The 15,614-nt window shown below is 63.6% G+C and carries 17 protein-coding genes and 1 riboswitch; of the genes, 14 read left to right on the forward strand and 3 right to left on the reverse strand.

The features are described 5' to 3' along the window. Positions 1–81: 81 nt before the first annotated feature. The 8 genes from acpS to O9Z70_RS05505 all read left to right on the forward strand — a co-directional run bounded on the left by acpS (position 82) and on the right by O9Z70_RS05505 (position 7,069). The gene (acpS, locus tag O9Z70_RS05470) at positions 82–510 is read left to right on the forward strand and encodes a holo-ACP synthase (protein ID WP_286021468.1); all 429 of its coding nucleotides are present in this window, start codon (positions 82–84) and stop codon (positions 508–510) included. 30 nt (positions 511–540) lie between these two features. Then, positions 541–1,374 carry a signal peptidase I gene (gene lepB / locus O9Z70_RS05475; RefSeq protein ID WP_286021469.1) on the forward strand — a complete coding sequence of 278 codons (834 nt, stop codon included), beginning with the start codon at positions 541–543 and terminating at the stop codon, positions 1,372–1,374. Next, positions 1,371–2,078: a ribonuclease III gene (rnc, locus tag O9Z70_RS05480; RefSeq protein WP_286021470.1), complete on the forward strand. Its 708-nt coding sequence runs from the start codon at positions 1,371–1,373 to the stop codon at positions 2,076–2,078. Before lepB ends, rnc begins: the two co-directional genes overlap by 4 nt. Further along, positions 2,075–2,998 (forward strand): GTPase Era, encoded by a 924-nt coding sequence (gene era / locus O9Z70_RS05485; RefSeq protein WP_286021471.1) that lies wholly within the window; start codon positions 2,075–2,077, stop codon positions 2,996–2,998. Before rnc ends, era begins: the two co-directional genes overlap by 4 nt. A 139-nt stretch (positions 2,999–3,137) precedes the next feature. Next, entirely contained in the window at positions 3,138–3,845 is a 708-nt protein-coding gene (recO, locus tag O9Z70_RS05490; protein ID WP_286021472.1) for a DNA repair protein RecO, read from the forward strand. A gap of 78 nt (positions 3,846–3,923) precedes the next feature. Then, the gene (locus tag O9Z70_RS05495; RefSeq protein WP_286021473.1) at positions 3,924–4,319 is read left to right on the forward strand and encodes a DoxX family protein; all 396 of its coding nucleotides are present in this window, start codon (positions 3,924–3,926) and stop codon (positions 4,317–4,319) included. Between the two features lie 118 nt (positions 4,320–4,437). After that, a complete protein-coding gene (parC, locus tag O9Z70_RS05500; RefSeq protein WP_286021474.1) occupies positions 4,438–6,738 on the forward strand; it encodes a DNA topoisomerase IV subunit A in 2,301 nt (766 codons plus the stop codon). A gap of 22 nt (positions 6,739–6,760) precedes the next feature. Next, a complete protein-coding gene (locus tag O9Z70_RS05505) occupies positions 6,761–7,069 on the forward strand; it encodes a Dabb family protein (protein ID WP_286021475.1) in 309 nt (102 codons plus the stop codon). A 174-nt stretch (positions 7,070–7,243) separates the two neighbouring features. Here the strand turns inward: O9Z70_RS05505 and O9Z70_RS05510 are convergent, their stop codons facing one another. Together O9Z70_RS05510 and O9Z70_RS05515 are read right to left on the reverse strand one after the other, a co-directional pair. Continuing rightward, the gene (locus O9Z70_RS05510) at positions 7,244–7,975 is read right to left on the reverse strand and encodes an arginyltransferase (protein ID WP_286021476.1); all 732 of its coding nucleotides are present in this window, start codon (positions 7,973–7,975) and stop codon (positions 7,244–7,246) included. 61 nt (positions 7,976–8,036) lie between these two features. Further along, on the reverse strand, positions 8,037–8,552 hold the full coding sequence (locus O9Z70_RS05515) for an RDD family protein (RefSeq protein WP_286021477.1): 516 nt from the start codon (positions 8,550–8,552) through the stop codon (positions 8,037–8,039). Between the two features lie 147 nt (positions 8,553–8,699). Between O9Z70_RS05515 and O9Z70_RS05520 the strand changes: the two genes are divergently transcribed. Beyond that, complete coding sequence (locus tag O9Z70_RS05520) at positions 8,700–9,641, forward strand: DMT family transporter (RefSeq protein ID WP_286021478.1); 942 nt, start codon at positions 8,700–8,702, stop codon at positions 9,639–9,641. On the opposite strand, the gene hemB is transcribed toward O9Z70_RS05520, so the two are convergent. Next, on the reverse strand, positions 9,638–10,651 hold the full coding sequence (gene hemB, locus O9Z70_RS05525; protein WP_502870163.1) for a porphobilinogen synthase: 1,014 nt from the start codon (positions 10,649–10,651) through the stop codon (positions 9,638–9,640). The two genes, O9Z70_RS05520 and hemB, sit on opposite strands and share 4 nt — an antisense overlap. 92 nt (positions 10,652–10,743) lie before the next feature. Here hemB and O9Z70_RS05530 point away from each other — a divergent pair, with 92 nt between their 5' ends. The 5 genes from O9Z70_RS05530 (at position 10,744) to glyA (ending at position 15,573) form a co-directional block, all read left to right on the forward strand. Then, positions 10,744–11,130 carry a DUF6163 family protein gene (locus tag O9Z70_RS05530; RefSeq protein ID WP_286021479.1) on the forward strand — a complete coding sequence of 129 codons (387 nt, stop codon included), beginning with the start codon at positions 10,744–10,746 and terminating at the stop codon, positions 11,128–11,130. A 222-nt stretch (positions 11,131–11,352) separates the two neighbouring features. Then, positions 11,353–11,862 carry a transcriptional regulator LdtR gene (gene ldtR, locus O9Z70_RS05535; protein WP_286021480.1) on the forward strand — a complete coding sequence of 170 codons (510 nt, stop codon included), beginning with the start codon at positions 11,353–11,355 and terminating at the stop codon, positions 11,860–11,862. Between the two features lie 261 nt (positions 11,863–12,123). After that, positions 12,124–13,377: a L,D-transpeptidase family protein gene (locus O9Z70_RS05540; protein WP_286021481.1), complete on the forward strand. Its 1,254-nt coding sequence runs from the start codon at positions 12,124–12,126 to the stop codon at positions 13,375–13,377. A gap of 340 nt (positions 13,378–13,717) precedes the next feature. Beyond that, on the forward strand, positions 13,718–13,927 hold the full coding sequence (locus O9Z70_RS05545) for a DUF6898 family protein (protein ID WP_286021482.1): 210 nt from the start codon (positions 13,718–13,720) through the stop codon (positions 13,925–13,927). Between the two features lie 141 nt (positions 13,928–14,068). After that, positions 14,069–14,151: riboswitch (ZMP/ZTP riboswitch) on the forward strand. 120 nt (positions 14,152–14,271) lie between these two features. After that, on the forward strand, positions 14,272–15,573 hold the full coding sequence (gene glyA / locus O9Z70_RS05550) for a serine hydroxymethyltransferase (RefSeq protein WP_286021483.1): 1,302 nt from the start codon (positions 14,272–14,274) through the stop codon (positions 15,571–15,573). Positions 15,574–15,614 lie beyond the last annotated feature (41 nt).

Consider the following 15,614-nt stretch of genomic DNA (forward strand, 5'->3'; position numbering starts at 1 on the left):
GGCATATGCCGATGCCCTTATTCCTCTCCCCCTCGGGGAGAGGGTGGATCGGGCGCAGCCCGAGACGGGTGAGGGTGGAACATGATCATCGGCCTCGGCTCCGACCTCATCCAGATCGACCGCGTGCAGCACACCCTGGACCGCTTCGGCGACCGCTTCGTGCAGCGCTGCTTCACCGGGATCGAGCAGCAGAAATCCGACCGCCGGGCGCAGCGCGCCGCCTCTTACGCCAAGCGCTTCGCCGCCAAGGAGGCTTGCTCCAAGGCGCTGGGCACCGGCATTTCCTGGGGCGTCTATTGGCGCGATATGGGCGTGGTCAACCTTCCCTCCGGTAAGCCCACCATGCGGCTCACCAACGGCGCCGCCAGGGCCCTGGCCCGCCTTGTGCCGCCCGGTCACGAACCCCATATCCACCTGACCATTACCGACGATGCCGGTCTGGCTCAGGCCTTCGTGATCATCGAGGCTTTGCCGTTCAAGTCCGTTGACCCGGCTGGGACAAACGCCTAACCCTTCCGCACTGCCCAATTGGGGAAGAATATGACGCAGCCTGCCGACAAGTCCGCGACCAAGCCGCAAAAATCCGCCACCAATGAATGGGTGGAGACCTTCGTGGTCATTGCCGAGGCGCTGCTGATCGCCATCGTCATCCGCTTCTTCCTCTACCAGCCCTTCTCCATCCCCACCGCATCCATGCAGCAGACGCTGATGATCGGCGACTATTTCGTCGCCAATAAATATGTCTGGGGCTATGGCAAGCATTCCTTCTCGCTCGGCCGCTATGGCGATTTCGCCCTGCTCGATTTCGAGCTGCCGATCAGCAACCGCATCCTCGGCCGCGATCCCAATCGCGGCGATGTCGCCGTGTTCCGCCCGGTTCCGCAGAACATGGAATATATCAAGCGCATTGTCGGCCTGCCGGGCGACACGATCCAGATGCAGGACGGGCGATTGTATATTAATGGCGTGATGGTCGAGCGCGAGGAGGTCGGCAAGACGCTGGACACCGACAGCACCGGCGATACCCGCGATGTCACGGTCTACCGCGAGACCTTCCCGGAAGGCAGCACTCACATCATTCAGGAAATCGGCGACAACCTTTCGCTCGACAATACCCCTGAATATCTCGTGCCCGCCGGGCATTATTTCATGATGGGCGACAATCGCGACCGCTCGGCCGATAGCCGTGTGCTCAGCCAGGTCGGCTATGTGCCCGCCGTCAATCTCATTGCCAAGGCCGAGGCGCGCTTCTTCTCCATACGCGACAATCTTCCGCCCTGGCAGATCTGGCAATGGCCGGCCAATGTGCGCTGGGACCGCATGTTCCAGTCCGTCTATGGCGATACGCCGTATGATACCACGGCGGCGCCGTGAGCCGCCGCGACCGGACCCACGAAAAGCTCCAGTTTCGCCTCGGTTATCGTTTTGCCGATCTCGATCTCCTGGAGCGGGCGCTGACCCATTCCAGCGCCATCTCGCCTGGAAAACGCATCGAGCGCTCCTATCAGCGGCTGGAATTCCTCGGCGACCGCGTGCTTGGCCTCGTGGTCGCCGACATGCTCTATCGCCGCTATCCCGAATCCAATGAGGGCGATCTCAGCCGCACGTTGAACACGCTGGTGCGCAAGGAAACCTGCGCCGATATCGCCCGTCAGCTCGATCTGGGCCAGGAAATGATCCTCGGCGAGAGCGAGGCCCGCTCCGGCGGCGCCGACAAGGATGCCATTCTGGGTGATGTCACCGAAGCGGTCATCGGCGCCATCTATCTCGATGGCGGCCTCGAACCGGCCCGCAATTTCATCGAGCGCCTGTTCGAGGATTTTCTGGTCGATGGCCATGCCAGCCGCGCCGACGCCAAGACCACCTTGCAGGAATGGGCCCAGGCGCGCGGCCTTGACCCGCCGGCCTATATCCTGGTCCAGCGCACCGGCCCCGATCACGCCCCCGAATTCACCATCGCCGTCGATCTGGCCGGCTTCGAACATGTCGAAGCCACCGGCTCATCCAAGAAGATCGCCGAACACAAGGCCGCCGAATTGTTCCTGATCCGTCACAAGGTCTGGAAGGAGCGCACATGAACACCCCCTCCGAACTGGCCGACACCTCCTGCGGCTTCATCGCCCTGGTCGGCGCCCCCAATGCCGGCAAGTCGACGCTGCTCAATGCGCTGGTCGGCACCAAGGTTTCCATCGTCACCCACAAGGCGCAGACCACCCGCAGCCAGGTGCGCGGCGTGCTGACGCTGGATCAGGCGCAACTGGTCTTTATCGATACGCCGGGTATTTTTGCGCCCAAGCGGCGGCTCGACCGGGCCATGGTCGACAGCGCCTGGACCGGGGCAGGGGACGCCGATCTCGTCGCCCTTATCGTCGATGCCGAAAGGGGTTTGACCCCGGACATTGAATCGCTGCTCGAAGGCCTCGAAAACATCCGCCAGCCGCGTGTGCTGATCCTTAACAAGATCGACGCCGTCAAGCCCGAGAGCCTGCTGGCCCTCTCCCAGACCCTGAACGAGCGCCTGCGCTTCGAAGCCACCTTCATGCTCTCCGCCCTCAAGGGCTATGGCGTCGAGGATTTCATCGCCTGGTGCATCAAGCACATTCCGCCCGGCCCCTGGCATTTCCCCGAGGATCATCTCACCGATCTCACCATGGCCATCACCGCCGCCGAGATCACGCGCGAGAAACTGTTCCTGCGCGTCCACGAGGAAATCCCCTACAATGCCACGGTCGAAACCGAGTCCTTCAAAATCCAGAAGGACGGGTCCTACAAGATCGACCAGGTGATCTATGTTACCCGCGACAGCCACAAGAAGATCGTGCTAGGCGCCGGCGGCCAGGTCATCAAGGCCATCGGCGCCGAGGCCCGCAAGGAGCTGATGGCCATGTACGAGGTGCCCGTCCACCTCTTCCTCTTCGTCAAAGTGCGCGAAAAATGGGCCGACGACCCCGAACGCTACCGCGAAATGGGTCTGGACTACCCCCATGGCAAGGGCTGACACCCTGTTCCTCTCCCCCTCGGGGAGAGGGTGGATCGCGCGTCGCGCGAGATGGGTGAGGGTGGGCTTCGGCTCCTGCTCAAAAACCCCCCTCATCCGGCGCTGCGCGTCACCTTCTCCCCGAGGGGGAGAAGAATAAGTGGAATGGACCGGTGAAGCCCTGCTGATCGGCGTCCGCCGCCACGGCGAATCCAGTCTCGTTGTCGAGGCCATGGTCGCCGGTCGTGGCCGCCATCTCGGTCTGGTGCGCGGCGGCCGCTCCACGAGGCTCGCAGCCACCCTGCAACCGGGCAATAATGTCCAGCTCACCTGGCGCGCCCGCCTCGAAGACCATCTCGGCACCTTCACCGTCGAATTGCTGCAAGCCCGCGCCGCCGGCCTCATCGCCGACCGCAAGCGCCTCTATCTCGCCCAGACCGTCTGCGAGCATCTGCATCTGCTGCCCGAGCGCGATCCGCACGACCGCCTGCTCGCCCTGGCGCTCGACCTCATCGATCACGATCCCGACGCTGCGGCGCTCGCCCGCTTCGAGCTGGTTCTGCTGGACGAGCTCGGCTTCGGGCTCGATCTGGAAAGCTGCGCCGCCACCGGCGTCACCGAGGATTTGACCCACGTTTCCCCCAAATCCGGCCGCGCCGTGTCCCGCGCCGCCGCCGCGCCGTACAAGGACCGCCTCCTGCCGCTGCCCAGCTTTCTCTCGGCTCGCGGCAATGCGTCTCCCGACGATCTGCGCGACGCCCTGCGCCTCACCGGCCATTTCCTCGATCTGCACCTCTGGTCGGCCCGCCGCATCGACCCGCCGGCAACGCGCGAGCCGCTGATCGATCTGCTCACCGGCCAGGCGTGAGCGGGACTTGCCAAATCCACCGGCTGGCCTAGCATCCGCCTAAAGCATCGCGCCCCCTGGGCCACATAGGAGACTCGCATGGTCGCTCGCATTGTCTATTGGGTCAGCACGATCGCCTTTTGCGCGATCTATGCCTTCAGCGTCTATTCCTACATCACCGATCCGGCGGGCTCCGCCGCCGGCTATGCCGGGGTCGGCTATCCGGCCTATCTGGTGACGATGATGATTTTCGTGAAGCTCGCCGGTATCCTGGCCGTGCTGGTCCGCCGCCCGGTCGGGCTGGCGCAATTGGCCTATGCCGGGTTTTTCTACCATCTCATTCTGGCGTTCTCCGCCCATCTCGCAGCCGGCGTTCCCGGCTTCGAAATCGCCATCGTGCTCTTCATCTGCGTCGTCCTCTCCTGGCTGTCGCAGAATGCCGCGCGCGGCCCGGGCGCTGCCTATGTGCCCCACTGGTTCGACCGCTGGGCTTAACCGCTCCGTCCCTGGCGGGACGGCACTTTATCCCCTGGCAAAAAGCGCGGAAAACCTCGGCTTCCGCGCGCTGCCCGCTATACTCTGCTCCTGATTCGTTCTCATTTTCGAGCCGCCTATGTCCGACGTCGATAGCCTCCCGCCGCCCGATGATCTGCGCATCGTCGATCTCAAGCAGGCGCTTGAAGAGCGGTATCTGAGCTATGCGCTGTCCACCATCACCCAGCGCGCCTTGCCGGACGCGCGCGACGGTCTGAAACCGGTGCATCGCCGCATCCTGCATGCCATGCGCCTGCTGAAGCTCGACCCCAATCAGGGCTACAAGAAAAGCGCCCGCATCGTCGGCGACGTGATCGGCAAGTTCCACCCGCATGGCGACCAGTCGATCTATGACGCCCTGGTTCGCCTCGCGCAGGATTTCGCCCTGCGTTATCCCCTGGTCGACGGTCAGGGCAATTTCGGCAATATCGACGGCGATAGCCCTGCCGCCATGCGTTACACCGAAAGCCGCATGACCGATGTGGCCACGCGCCTGCTCGAAGGCATCAGCGAAGATGCCATTGACTTCAAGCCGACCTATGACGGCGAGGACGAAGAGCCGGTCGTGCTCCCGGCCAATTTTCCCAATCTGCTGGCCAATGGCTCCACCGGCATCGCCGTGGGCATGGCCACTTCGGTGCCGCCGCATAATCTGGTCGAATTGTGCAATGCCGCGCTCAAGCTCATCTACAATCCCGCCGCCACCACCGACGAGCTGATCCACGCCGATCCCTCCGCGCCCCCGAGCATGGACGATCTGGTGCGCGGCCCGGATTTCCCCACCGGCGGGCAGATGGTGGAATCGCGCGCCTCCATCGTCCATTCCTACGAAACCGGTCGCGGCGCCTTCCGCGTGCGCGCCATCTGGGAAAAAGAGGAGAAGGGCAGGGGCGTCTATCAGATCGTCGTCACCCAGATTCCCTATGGTGTGCCCAAGGCCCGTCTCGTCGAAAAGATCGCCGAGCTGTTGCTGGCCAAGAAGCTGCCGCTGCTCAAGGACGTGCGCGACGAGAGCGCCGACGATATCCGCCTGGTGCTGGAGCCGCGCGCCGGCACCGTCGATGCCGTCATCCTCATGGAACAGCTCTTCAAGCTGACCGAGCTGGAAGTCCGCTTCAGCCTCAATCTCAACGTGCTCGATCACGGCACCGTGCCGCGCGTCATGAGCCTCGCCGATGCGCTCAAGGCCTGGCTCGATCATCGCAAGGTCGTGCTGGTCCGCCGCTCCGAACACCGGCTGCAACAGATCGCCAATCGCCTCGAAGTTCTCGAAGGCTATATCGTCGCCTATCTCAATCTCGACGAGGTGATCCGCATCATCCGCGAGGAGGACGACGCCAAGGCCAGCCTGATGGCGGCCTTCGGCCTCACGGACAACCAGGCCGAAGCCATCCTCAATATGCGCCTGCGCTCCCTGCGCCGGCTGGAGGAAATCGAGCTGCGCCAGGAGCACACCAACCTCACCGAGGAAAAGGGCAAGCTCGAAACCCTGCTCGCCTCCGACAAGCGCCAATGGGGCGAGATCGCCAAGCAGGTCGAGACGCTGAAAAAGATCTATCCCCTGTTCGAGGCCGATGGCGCGACACCCCATGCGCTGGGCGCCCGCCGCACCATTCTCGGCGATGCTCCCGCCGCCGATGCCGCCGAAATCACCGAAGCCTTCATCGAGCGCGAGCCGATCACCGTCATTCTCTCGGAAAAGGGCTGGATTCGCGCGCCGCGCGGCCACAATGCCACCGTGGATGACAAGGGCTTCAAATCCGGTGACCGGCTGAAGCTGGCCCTCAATTGCGAGACCACCGACAAGCTGCTCATGCTCACCACCGGCGGCAGGGTCTACACTTTGGGCGCCGACAAGCTTCCCGGCGGGCGTGGCCAGGGTGAGCCGGTCCGCATCATGGTCGATATCGAGGAGGGGCAGGACATTGTCGATCTCTTCGTCTATCGCCCCGGCAAGCACCGCATAATCGCGTCTTCCGCCGGCTATGGCTTCCTCGTTCCCGAGGACGACCTCATCGCCAATACCCGCAAGGGCAAGCAGATTCTCAACGTCTCGCTCCCCGACGAGGCCCGGCTCATCGTTCCCGGCGAGGGCGACCGCGTCGCCGTCATCGGCCAGAACCGCAAGCTCCTGGTCTTCCCCATGGCCCAGCTCGCCAATATGAGCCGCGGCAAGGGCGTGCGCCTGCAACGCTACAAGGATGGCGGCGTGTCCGACATCAAGACCTTCTACGCCGCCGACGGCCTCACCTGGATGGATTCTTCAGGCCGCACCTATACCAAGCCCACCGAAGAGCTCACCGACTGGCTCGGCGACCGCGCCTCCGCCGGCCGCCAGCCGCCAACGGGCTTCCCACGCAACAATAAGTTTGTCGGCTAACCGATTCCAGGGATTCACACTTTTGATCCGCCACATCGTCCTCCTCCGCTTCCGCCCCGAGATCGCCGCAGCCGAACGCGCCGCCATCTATACCGAACTCGCATCGCTGCGTGAGGTCGTTCCGGGCTTTCTTGCCATGAGCGCCGGCGCCAATGTCTCGCCCGAGGGCAAGGACCAGGGCTTCAGCGAAGCCTTCATCATGGATTTCGCCGACGCAGCCGCCCGCGACGCCTATCTCGTCCACCCCGACCACCAGGCCGCCGGAGCCCGCCTCGTCGCCGCCCTTGAAGGTGGCCGCGACGGCCTGATCGTCTTCGACATCGCGGTTTGACCGGAGTCTCGGCCTGATCGCAGACCTCATCCTGATCCTGTCGAAGGACGAGGTCGGTAACACCGTGCCCACGCCTTTCCTGGTTCGACAAGCTCACCATGCGGTCTATGAGAAACTGCGCCAGCGAAGCGCGCTCCCGCCCGCAAAAAAACTCGCTCTCCCGCAGGCCCCGGCCTAAGCCTCCAGCCGCTTCCATCCCTGCGCGCCGCATTGCACTTCCAGCGGCCGATAATCGCCCTTATAGGCCATTTTCGGTGAATCCGGCACCCAATAGCCCAGATAGACATAGTGCAGCCCGGCCGAGCGCACCTGCTCGATATGATCGAGAATGAGGAAGGTGCCGAGGCTGCGATCGGCGAGGTCGGGATCGTAGAACGAATAGACCATGGAGAGCCCATTGGGCATCACATCGGTCAGCGCCACCGCCACCAGCGGCTGGTCGGGCAGTTCCCGCAGCCGATATTCTACCAGCACCGATTGCACCGGCGTGTCCTCGACCATGTATTCATAGTCCTGGTAGCTCATCTGCGTCATGCCGCCGCCTTCGTGGCGGGCGTCGAGATAGCGCTTGAACAAGTCGTATTGCTCCAGCGTCGCCACGCTGGGCTGCACGGCGACCCCGATATCGGCATTGTTGCGCTGCACCCGGCGGAAGCGCTTATTCGCCTTGAATTCCTGCGACACGATCCGCACCGACTGGCAGGCGCTGCATTCCTCGCAGGCCGGCCGATAGATCAGGTTCTGGCTGCGGCGGAAACCGTTATCGCTGAGCAATTGATGCAGCATGGCCGCGCGCCGGCCCGACAGGTGCGTGAACAGCTTCCGTTCCATACGGCCCGGCAGATAGGGGCACGGCATGGCGGCGGTCAGGAAGAGTTGGGTGGTTTCCGGCGTCTGATCGGTCATCTAGGACCTATATGAAGCGAACTGGCCCAGTCTAGCGCCGCGCGGCGTCCCGAGCAACGCCTCACGCGCCGTCGTGATAATCGTTCGCCCGCTGCCAGTGCCGCAGCATCGGCGAGCGGCGCACCATCAGCGTGCCCATGACCAGGTCATGCAGCATCTGCCGGCGCGGGGTGAACAGCGCGAACAGGATCGTCACCGGCCAGGAAATCCAGAACGACACCCAGAACAGCAGCGCATGAAAGATCGCCATCCAGCCATCGAGCGGCTGTCCGCGCGTCGGGGTCAGCACGATGTCCATGGCCTGCATGCCCACTGTGGCCCGCTTCGGCGAGCCCAGTGTCACGGCGTAATAGATGACGATGGCCGCCGGTACCACGAAGGCCAGCGACAGCAGGCTCAGCCCGAAGGTGAACAGGCCGAGCACCAGCGCCACCAGGCTGAGCCCCAGCGTGATGGCGCCGATCAGCACCACGTCGATGACATAGGCGGTCACGCGCCGCGTCAGCAGCCCCTCGAACAATTCCGGGGCAGTGGCGGGATCGGGCAGATAGGGGCGGGCGGCATATTCCTGGCTCATGCGCCACAAATTGTCATGTCGCCGGGCCAATGCAAGAGGCAAGTGCAGAGAAATGCGCCAGCACCTGTCTTCTTGCCGGCGCCAGCGCTAAGCTCGGCGCATTACCCGAGTCGCCGCGACCCCCGGCGCCTCCTCCGGAACAGCTTCATGTCTATTGCCGCTTCTCCCGCGCCGCTGACCCATCAGCCTTTGCGCGGCCTTGTCCTCGTCATGGGCGCCACCCTGCTCTTTGCCTATAACGACACCACCAACAAGCTGCTGATCACCGAATATAACGTGCCCATGGTGACGGCCATCCGCTATATCGGCCATTGCCTGTTGATGCTGGCCCTCGTGGCGCCGCTCCATGGCCGCGACATGGTCCGCACCACGCGCACCGGCCTGGTGCTGGTCCGCGCCGTCAGCCTGGCGCTGGGCTCCTTGCTGGTCAGCCTTGCCCTCCAGCGCATGCCGGTCGCCGAAACCACCGCCATCGTCTATCTCTGCCCGGTGCTGGTGGTGCTGCTGTCGGGGCCCTTGCTCAAGGAAAAGGTCACGCCCGTCGCCTGGGGCGCGGCCTTGCTCGGCTTTTCTGGCGTCCTGCTCATCGCCCGGCCCGGCGGCGGGCTCGATCCGCTCGGCGTCGTCTTCGTGCTGGGCAATGTGGTCCTCGCCACCGCATATAACCTGCTCTCGCGGGTCTTGGCGCATACCGAGCGCACCATGGCCATGTTGTTCTATTCCGCCCTGGTGGGCGCCATCGGCTTCGGCATCTTCCTGCCCTGGACGCTGCATGGCGCCGCGCCGACCCTGCTGCAAATCGTGCTGTTCGTCGGCCTCGGCGTCTCCGCCTGGCTCGGGCATTACCTGTTCACCCTGTCCTATCGCTATGCGCCGGCGGCGCTCGTCGCCCCGATGACCTATATGCACCTGGTCTGGGCCGGGATTTTCGGCTGGCTGGTTTTCGGCCATGCGCCCGAACCCATCACCCTGGGCGGCATGGGCCTCGTGGCACTGGCCGGCATCATCAGCGCCATCCGCCGCCCCCGCCGGGGCCAGCGTCCCGCCCAGCTCGCCGCCGAAGACGGCACCACCGAACGGGCCGGTTAGCCACCCAGCTTGCGCGCCATTTCCAGTGCATAATAGGTCAGCACCCCATTGGCCCCGGCGCGCTTGAAGGCCCAGAGGCTTTCCAGCACCGCCGCGTCGCGGTCGATCGCTCCGGCCGCCCCGGCCATCTCGATCATCGCGTATTCGCCGCTCACCTGATAGGCATAGAGCGGCACGTCGAACGCATCGCGGGCGCGCCGCACCACGTCGAGATAGGGCAGGCCGGGCTTGACCATGACGCTGTCGGCGCCCTCGGCAATATCCTGCTCGATCTCGCGCAGTGCCTCGTCGGCATTGGCGTAATCCATCTGATAGGTGCGCTTGTCGCCCTTGAGCCGGCTGCCCGAACCCACCGCCTCGCGGAACGGCCCATAGAAGCACGACGCATATTTCGCCGCATAGGACATGATCTGCACGTGGTCGAATCCCTCGGCGTCGAGCGCCGCCCGGATCGCCGCCACCCGCCCATCCATCATGTCCGATGGCGCGATGATGTCGGCGCCGGCCCGCGCCTGCGCCAATGCCGATTTGACCATCACCGCGACGGTCTCGTCATTGAGGATTTCCCCGTCCCGCACCAGCCCGTCCTGGCCGTCGCTCGAATATTCATCCAGCGCCACGTCGGCGATCAGCCCGATATCGGGCACCGCCTCCTTGATGGCTCGCAGCGCCTTGCACATCAGATTGTCCGGATTATAGGCTTCCGCCGCATTCTCGCTGCGCAGGTGATCGGGCGTATTGGGAAAGATCGCCAGCGCCGGAATGCCTGCATCCCGGGCCTCCCTGGCCGCCGCGACCATCAGGTCGACCGATAGCCGCTCAACCCCCGGCATGGTCTTGATACCGGTTCGCTCGTTTTTGCCCTCGATGACGAAGAGCGGCCAGATCAGGTCCCGCGGCAACAATTCCGTCTCGCGCACCATGGCCCGGCTCCATGCCGTCGCCCGCATGCGCCGCAAGCGCCGCCCCGCCAGAAAAGACATATCGTGCTTGGGCCAGTCGTCACTCATGGGGCATCTCCTTGTCGGCCCTGATTAACAGCCAGGGCCGTCCCATCCAAGGCAAAGCTTGTCGCAGTGCCTTCGCCGTATTATCAACCCGCATGCTCTTTCAGACGCCCGGTCTCGCCCTCTATATCCGCATCGTCGCCGTTCTGGCCCTATTGCTTGGCCTCAACGACGCCACGCGCCTGCTTGGCGTCAATATGGGCGCGACCAGCCCGATCGCTGCCATGGGCTTGTCCGCCTTCATCTATCTGGGCGTCTTCTCGCTGGTCCGCCTGTTCGCGGCGGTGGGGCTGTGGATCAAGGCCTCTTGGGGCGCCGTGCTGCTCGTTGGCGCCACCGCCATCGAGCTGGGCCTCTATGTCACCGGCCATCCCGATATCCGGCTGACGGCTATCGGCTTCGCGCTGCGCCTCATCCTGCTCGCCTCCATCGTCCTCATCTTCGGGCTGAGCCTGCGTTTCAGCCGCGCCCAGGCCGATTGAACCCCCGTGGCTCCGCGCCGGGCAGGGCGGGCATAAGGGTCTTCACACCTTGGAAAGGTTACAATTCTCTGACCCGGTGTAAGGCCCCATTAAGCCAAATTCTCATTGCTTTCCAGTAAGATAGTTTTAAGCGTATGGCTTAGGGCGATCTTAGTCGGGTGGTCGTAGTTTGGCCTCATGAGATGCGAAAAATCGCACGCAGGTTTTTACAGTGAGGCACAAATGGCAATGAAATCGAACGCGGCCGAGGCGCTTACTCCGGAACGTAGCGAAGGGCTGAAGCCACTCTATCTCGAAGCGGTTTCCCGGGTGGAACGCCTGCATCGTCGTCTGCTCGACCTGATCAAGGACGAGTTCGACCGCATGGGCTGGGATGACATCAATCCCGTCCAGGCCCTGCTGATGTTCAACATTGGCGATGCGGAGCTGACCGCCGGGGAACTGCGTTCGCGGGGCTATTACCTGGGCTCCAACGTCTCCTACAATCTCAAGAAGCTGGTCGAGACCGGTTATATCTTCCAGGAGCGTTCGCGCACCGACCGCCGTTCGGTCCGCATTCGCCTGACGCCCAAGGGCGAGGAAGTGGCCGAGGTCATCGACGAACTTTATGATCGTCACCTGAAATCCATCGACAAGGTCGGCGGCCTGGGCGACGCGGAATTCGACGGCCTCAACAAGGCGCTCGCCCGTCTGGAGCGCTTCTGGGTCGACCAGATTCTCTACAAGCTCTGAGCGGAGCCGGATGGCACCGATATTCGGCAAGTGGTGGCGTGTTGCCTCCATGCCACAATTGCTGACAAGCGCCGGCCTTTGGGCCGGCGTTTCTTATTTGTGCCGCAAATTTCCGGCAGCGCCGTTACGTGGTTTGAAACCATTGCCTGCCAGAAGGTGATGACATCTCCCGAACCTTTCACAAGACGTTGACCATGATTGTGAGTGCCGGTTCGGAATGCTATCGCCCGCTCTGTTGCGGATGGTCTTTTGGGTGACTGAATGCGGTTGAACAGACGTAACTTTATCCGGTCCATGGCTGCTGCCGGGGCCTCTGCGGCCTTCCCGGTCATGGCGCAGGAATCGCTCACCGACATGTTCTCGCGCAATAGCGTGCTGCGCAGCGCCGATCCGTCGGGCAATACCGCCGCCGCCGCGGCGCTGATCGCCACCAATGAGCCGATCCTGTCCTATGACACGCTCTACAATCTGCAATTGGCGATTTCCCAATATGAGCCCTTCGTCGCCGCCGGCGGCTGGGAAGAGGTGCCCCAGCGCGCCTTCAAGCTCAATCTGGGCAAGGCTGACGCCGCCGTGGTCCAGCTCAAGCGGCGCCTGATTTCCTCCGGCGATATGCCGCTGGTCGAATTTGCCAGCGATATGTTCGACGCCGATACCGACCGTGCCGTCCGGGTGTTCCAGGCTCGCCATGGCCTGGTCGTCAATGGCTGGGTCGACGAGGCGACCTGGTACGCGCTCAACGTTCCCGCCGCCACCCGCCTGCAACAGCTCTACCTCAATTATACCCGCGTCCAGCAGATGGCGCCGCAGCTCACCGAGCGCTATGTCGTGGTCAATATCCCCGCCGCGACCATCGAGGCCGTTGGCGGCTCCATGGTCGAGCAGCGCCACACAGCCGTGGTCGGCCGGGTCGAGCGCGCCACCCCGATCCTGGCCAGCAAGATTCACCAGATCAACTTTAACCCTTACTGGCACGTGCCCAAATCGCTGGTCCGGCAGGACCTGACCAAGTACATGCTGGAAAACCCCGACTACCTCGCCGAGCAGAATATCTTCATCTACGATGGCAGCGGCAATACGATCGATCCGGCGACAATCGACTGGGCCAACATCACCGATGCCCAGGTGAATTACATGTATCGGCAGGAGCCCGGCGCCGAAAATTCGATGGGCCATTGCAAGATCAATTTCTACAACAAGCACGACGTCTATCTGCACGACACGCCGGGCAAGGCCCTGTTCGGCGAAAACGCCCGCTTCCATTCCTCCGGCTGCGTCCGCGTCGAAGGCGTCAGCGACCTGGTCACCTGGCTGCTGCGCGACAATGGCGACTGGGATCGCGGCCGGGTCGATCAGACCTTCGGCTCGCTCCAGCGCCTTGACGTCAGCCTCAAGTCGCAGGTGCCGATCCACACCACCTACATCACCGCCTGGGCCAACAAGCAGGGCATTGTCAGTTTCCGCGATGACGTCTACCAGTTCGACGAACAGGGCAAGATCACCTTCGAAGGCTGAGCGGCATGACCGCAACCTGGGCCGCTGGCTCCGTCCACATCGCCTCTTTCCCCAATCGGCCCCTTTTCTCCCAGCCCCCTCTCCGAGCGTGAGGCCCTTCGCTCCCTCCCCCTTGAGGGGAGGGCCGGGGAGGGGGTGCTGCGGTTCCTACACATCCGGTAGCCTCGCTCTCGCTCCGACATCCCCACTATCCCTCCGTTCAAGAGCCTGCGTTTGGAAGCGCGAAAGCGGTACCCAAAGGGAGGAAAGCGCAGGGCCAAAAATCCGGCCCTGGCACGCTTTTCGCTCCCATCCCTTCCCGCCCCGGTCATAATCGGCTAGCCTCTTGCGCGGAGGCCCCATGACCAAAGGCGCAGTCCTGTTCGAATTCGTCCAGATCGGCCAACAGATGCGCGTCGCCGCCATCGATGAGGCGACTGGCACCGAAGTCATCGTCATCGCCCCCGTCAACGCCGCCCGCAGCCATATGCAGCGGCTCGCCCTCGCCAAGCTTCAGCGCAAGCTCAACCGCCCCGCGCCCCCCTCGCCGCCAGGCCCGAAATACGCCTGATCCTCCAATTTCGTCGACGTCACCCCCGCGAGGAGCGGGGCTGCCGTTTCCACGCCGGGGCATGGCCTGCGGCTTCCCATGAATACGGCCCCCCAATCCACCCCCCCCCCTTTCCCTCCGCGCCATTCTGCGCCATAACAGGCCCGTTCGCGCGACTGGCGAGAAAAGATGGGGAACCATCGGGGAACGCGAACCTTGTAGAGCCGCTCGCCTGGGCACCCATCCGCAATTCAGGGGAGCCCCATGAAATCAGTTCACTCCGCCCGGCCTTGGAATCGCGCTTCGCGCCGTGATAAGAGCGCCGTCATGCCCATCCGTTTCGTCTCTTGCGAGGTCATTGTCCCATGAGCGCCGCAACCTCCCCCTCGCTCTTTCCGCAATTTTTCTCCAATTCCCTTGCCCAGACCGATCCCGAGATCGCCGAGGCCATCGACCTCGAACTCGGCCGCCAGCAGCATGAAATCGAGCTGATCGCCTCGGAGAACATCGTCTCCCGCGCCGTCTTGGAAGCGCAGGGCTCGATCATGACCAACAAATATGCCGAGGGTTATCCGGGCAAGCGCTATTATGGCGGCTGCCAATATGTGGACATTGCCGAAAACCTCGCCATCGAACGCGCCAAGCAGCTTTTCGGCGCCGGTTTCGCCAATGTGCAGCCCAATTCCGGCTCGCAGATGAACCAGGCCGTTTTCCTGGCGCTGCTCCAGCCCGGCGACACCTTCATGGGGCTCGATCTCAATTCCGGCGGTCACCTGACCCACGGCTCGCCAGTCAACATGTCCGGCAAGTGGTTCAATGTCGTCTCCTATGGCGTTCGCCAGGACGATCACCTGCTCGATATGGACGAGGTCGAGCGCCTGGCGCAGGAGCACAAGCCCAAGCTGATCCTGGCCGGGGGAACGGCCTATTCCCGCCTGTGGGACTGGAAGCGCTTCCGCGAGATCGCCGATTCCATCGGCGCCTATCTCATGGTCGACATGGCCCATATTGCCGGCCTGGTCGCTGGCGGCGTACATCCCTCGCCGGTGCCCCACGCCCATGTCACCACCACCACCACCCATAAAAGCCTGCGCGGCCCCCGCGGCGGCATGATCCTCACCAATGACGAGGCCATCGCCAAGAAGATCAATTCGGCGGTTTTCCCCGGTCTCCAGGGCGGCCCGCTCATGCATGTCATCGCCGCCAAGGCCGTGGCCTTCAAGGAAGCCTTGCAGCCCGAGTTCAAGGCCTATGCCCGCCAGGTCGTCGACAATGCCCGCGCCCTGGCTGAAACCCTCAAATCGCAGGGTCTCGCCGTTATCTCGGGCGGCACCGACAACCATTTGATGCTGGTCGACCTCCGCCCCAAAAACGCCACCGGCAAGCGCGCCGAGCAGGGCCTGGGCCGCGCCTTCATCACCTGTAACAAGAACGGCATTCCCTTCGATCCGGAAAAGCCCTTCGTCACCTCCGGCATTCGCCTCGGCACCCCCGCCGGCACCACGCGCGGCTTCGGCGTCGCCGAATTCCAGGAGATCGGTGCGCTGATCGTGGAAGTGCTGGACGGCCTGCGCGAGGCCAATTCCGACGAAGGTAACGCTGTGGTTGAAGCCGCCGTGCGCGAAAAGGTGAAGGCGCTGACCGCGCGCTTCCCCATCTATGGGTGAACTGGCGGCCATGAGGGCGTGTTCCGCGTGAACGCGCCCGG

Origin of the sequence: Devosia sp. YIM 151766 (assembly GCF_030285925.1) — a bacterium.
In the GTDB taxonomy this organism is placed as follows: domain Bacteria; phylum Pseudomonadota; class Alphaproteobacteria; order Rhizobiales; family Devosiaceae; genus Devosia.

Excerpts from the sequence above, each read along its gene's own strand:
- acpS (WP_286021468.1), top strand. The coding sequence starts at position 82 with ATGATCATCGGCCTCGGCTCCGACCTCATCCAGATCGACCGCGTGCAG.
- lepB (WP_286021469.1), top strand. The coding sequence starts at position 541 with ATGACGCAGCCTGCCGACAAGTCCGCGACCAAGCCGCAAAAATCCGCC.
- era (WP_286021471.1), top strand. The coding sequence starts at position 2,075 with ATGAACACCCCCTCCGAACTGGCCGACACCTCCTGCGGCTTCATCGCC.
- O9Z70_RS05495 (WP_286021473.1), top strand. The coding sequence starts at position 3,924 with ATGGTCGCTCGCATTGTCTATTGGGTCAGCACGATCGCCTTTTGCGCG.
- parC (WP_286021474.1), top strand. The coding sequence starts at position 4,438 with ATGTCCGACGTCGATAGCCTCCCGCCGCCCGATGATCTGCGCATCGTC.
- O9Z70_RS05510 (WP_286021476.1), bottom strand. The coding sequence starts at position 7,975 with ATGACCGATCAGACGCCGGAAACCACCCAACTCTTCCTGACCGCCGCC.
- O9Z70_RS05515 (WP_286021477.1), bottom strand. The coding sequence starts at position 8,552 with ATGAGCCAGGAATATGCCGCCCGCCCCTATCTGCCCGATCCCGCCACT.
- O9Z70_RS05520 (WP_286021478.1), top strand. The coding sequence starts at position 8,700 with ATGTCTATTGCCGCTTCTCCCGCGCCGCTGACCCATCAGCCTTTGCGC.
- hemB (WP_502870163.1), bottom strand. The coding sequence starts at position 10,651 with ATGAGTGACGACTGGCCCAAGCACGATATGTCTTTTCTGGCGGGGCGG.
- O9Z70_RS05530 (WP_286021479.1), top strand. The coding sequence starts at position 10,744 with ATGCTCTTTCAGACGCCCGGTCTCGCCCTCTATATCCGCATCGTCGCC.
- ldtR (WP_286021480.1), top strand. The coding sequence starts at position 11,353 with ATGGCAATGAAATCGAACGCGGCCGAGGCGCTTACTCCGGAACGTAGC.
- O9Z70_RS05540 (WP_286021481.1), top strand. The coding sequence starts at position 12,124 with ATGCGGTTGAACAGACGTAACTTTATCCGGTCCATGGCTGCTGCCGGG.
- O9Z70_RS05545 (WP_286021482.1), top strand. The coding sequence starts at position 13,718 with ATGACCAAAGGCGCAGTCCTGTTCGAATTCGTCCAGATCGGCCAACAG.
- glyA (WP_286021483.1), top strand. The coding sequence starts at position 14,272 with ATGAGCGCCGCAACCTCCCCCTCGCTCTTTCCGCAATTTTTCTCCAAT.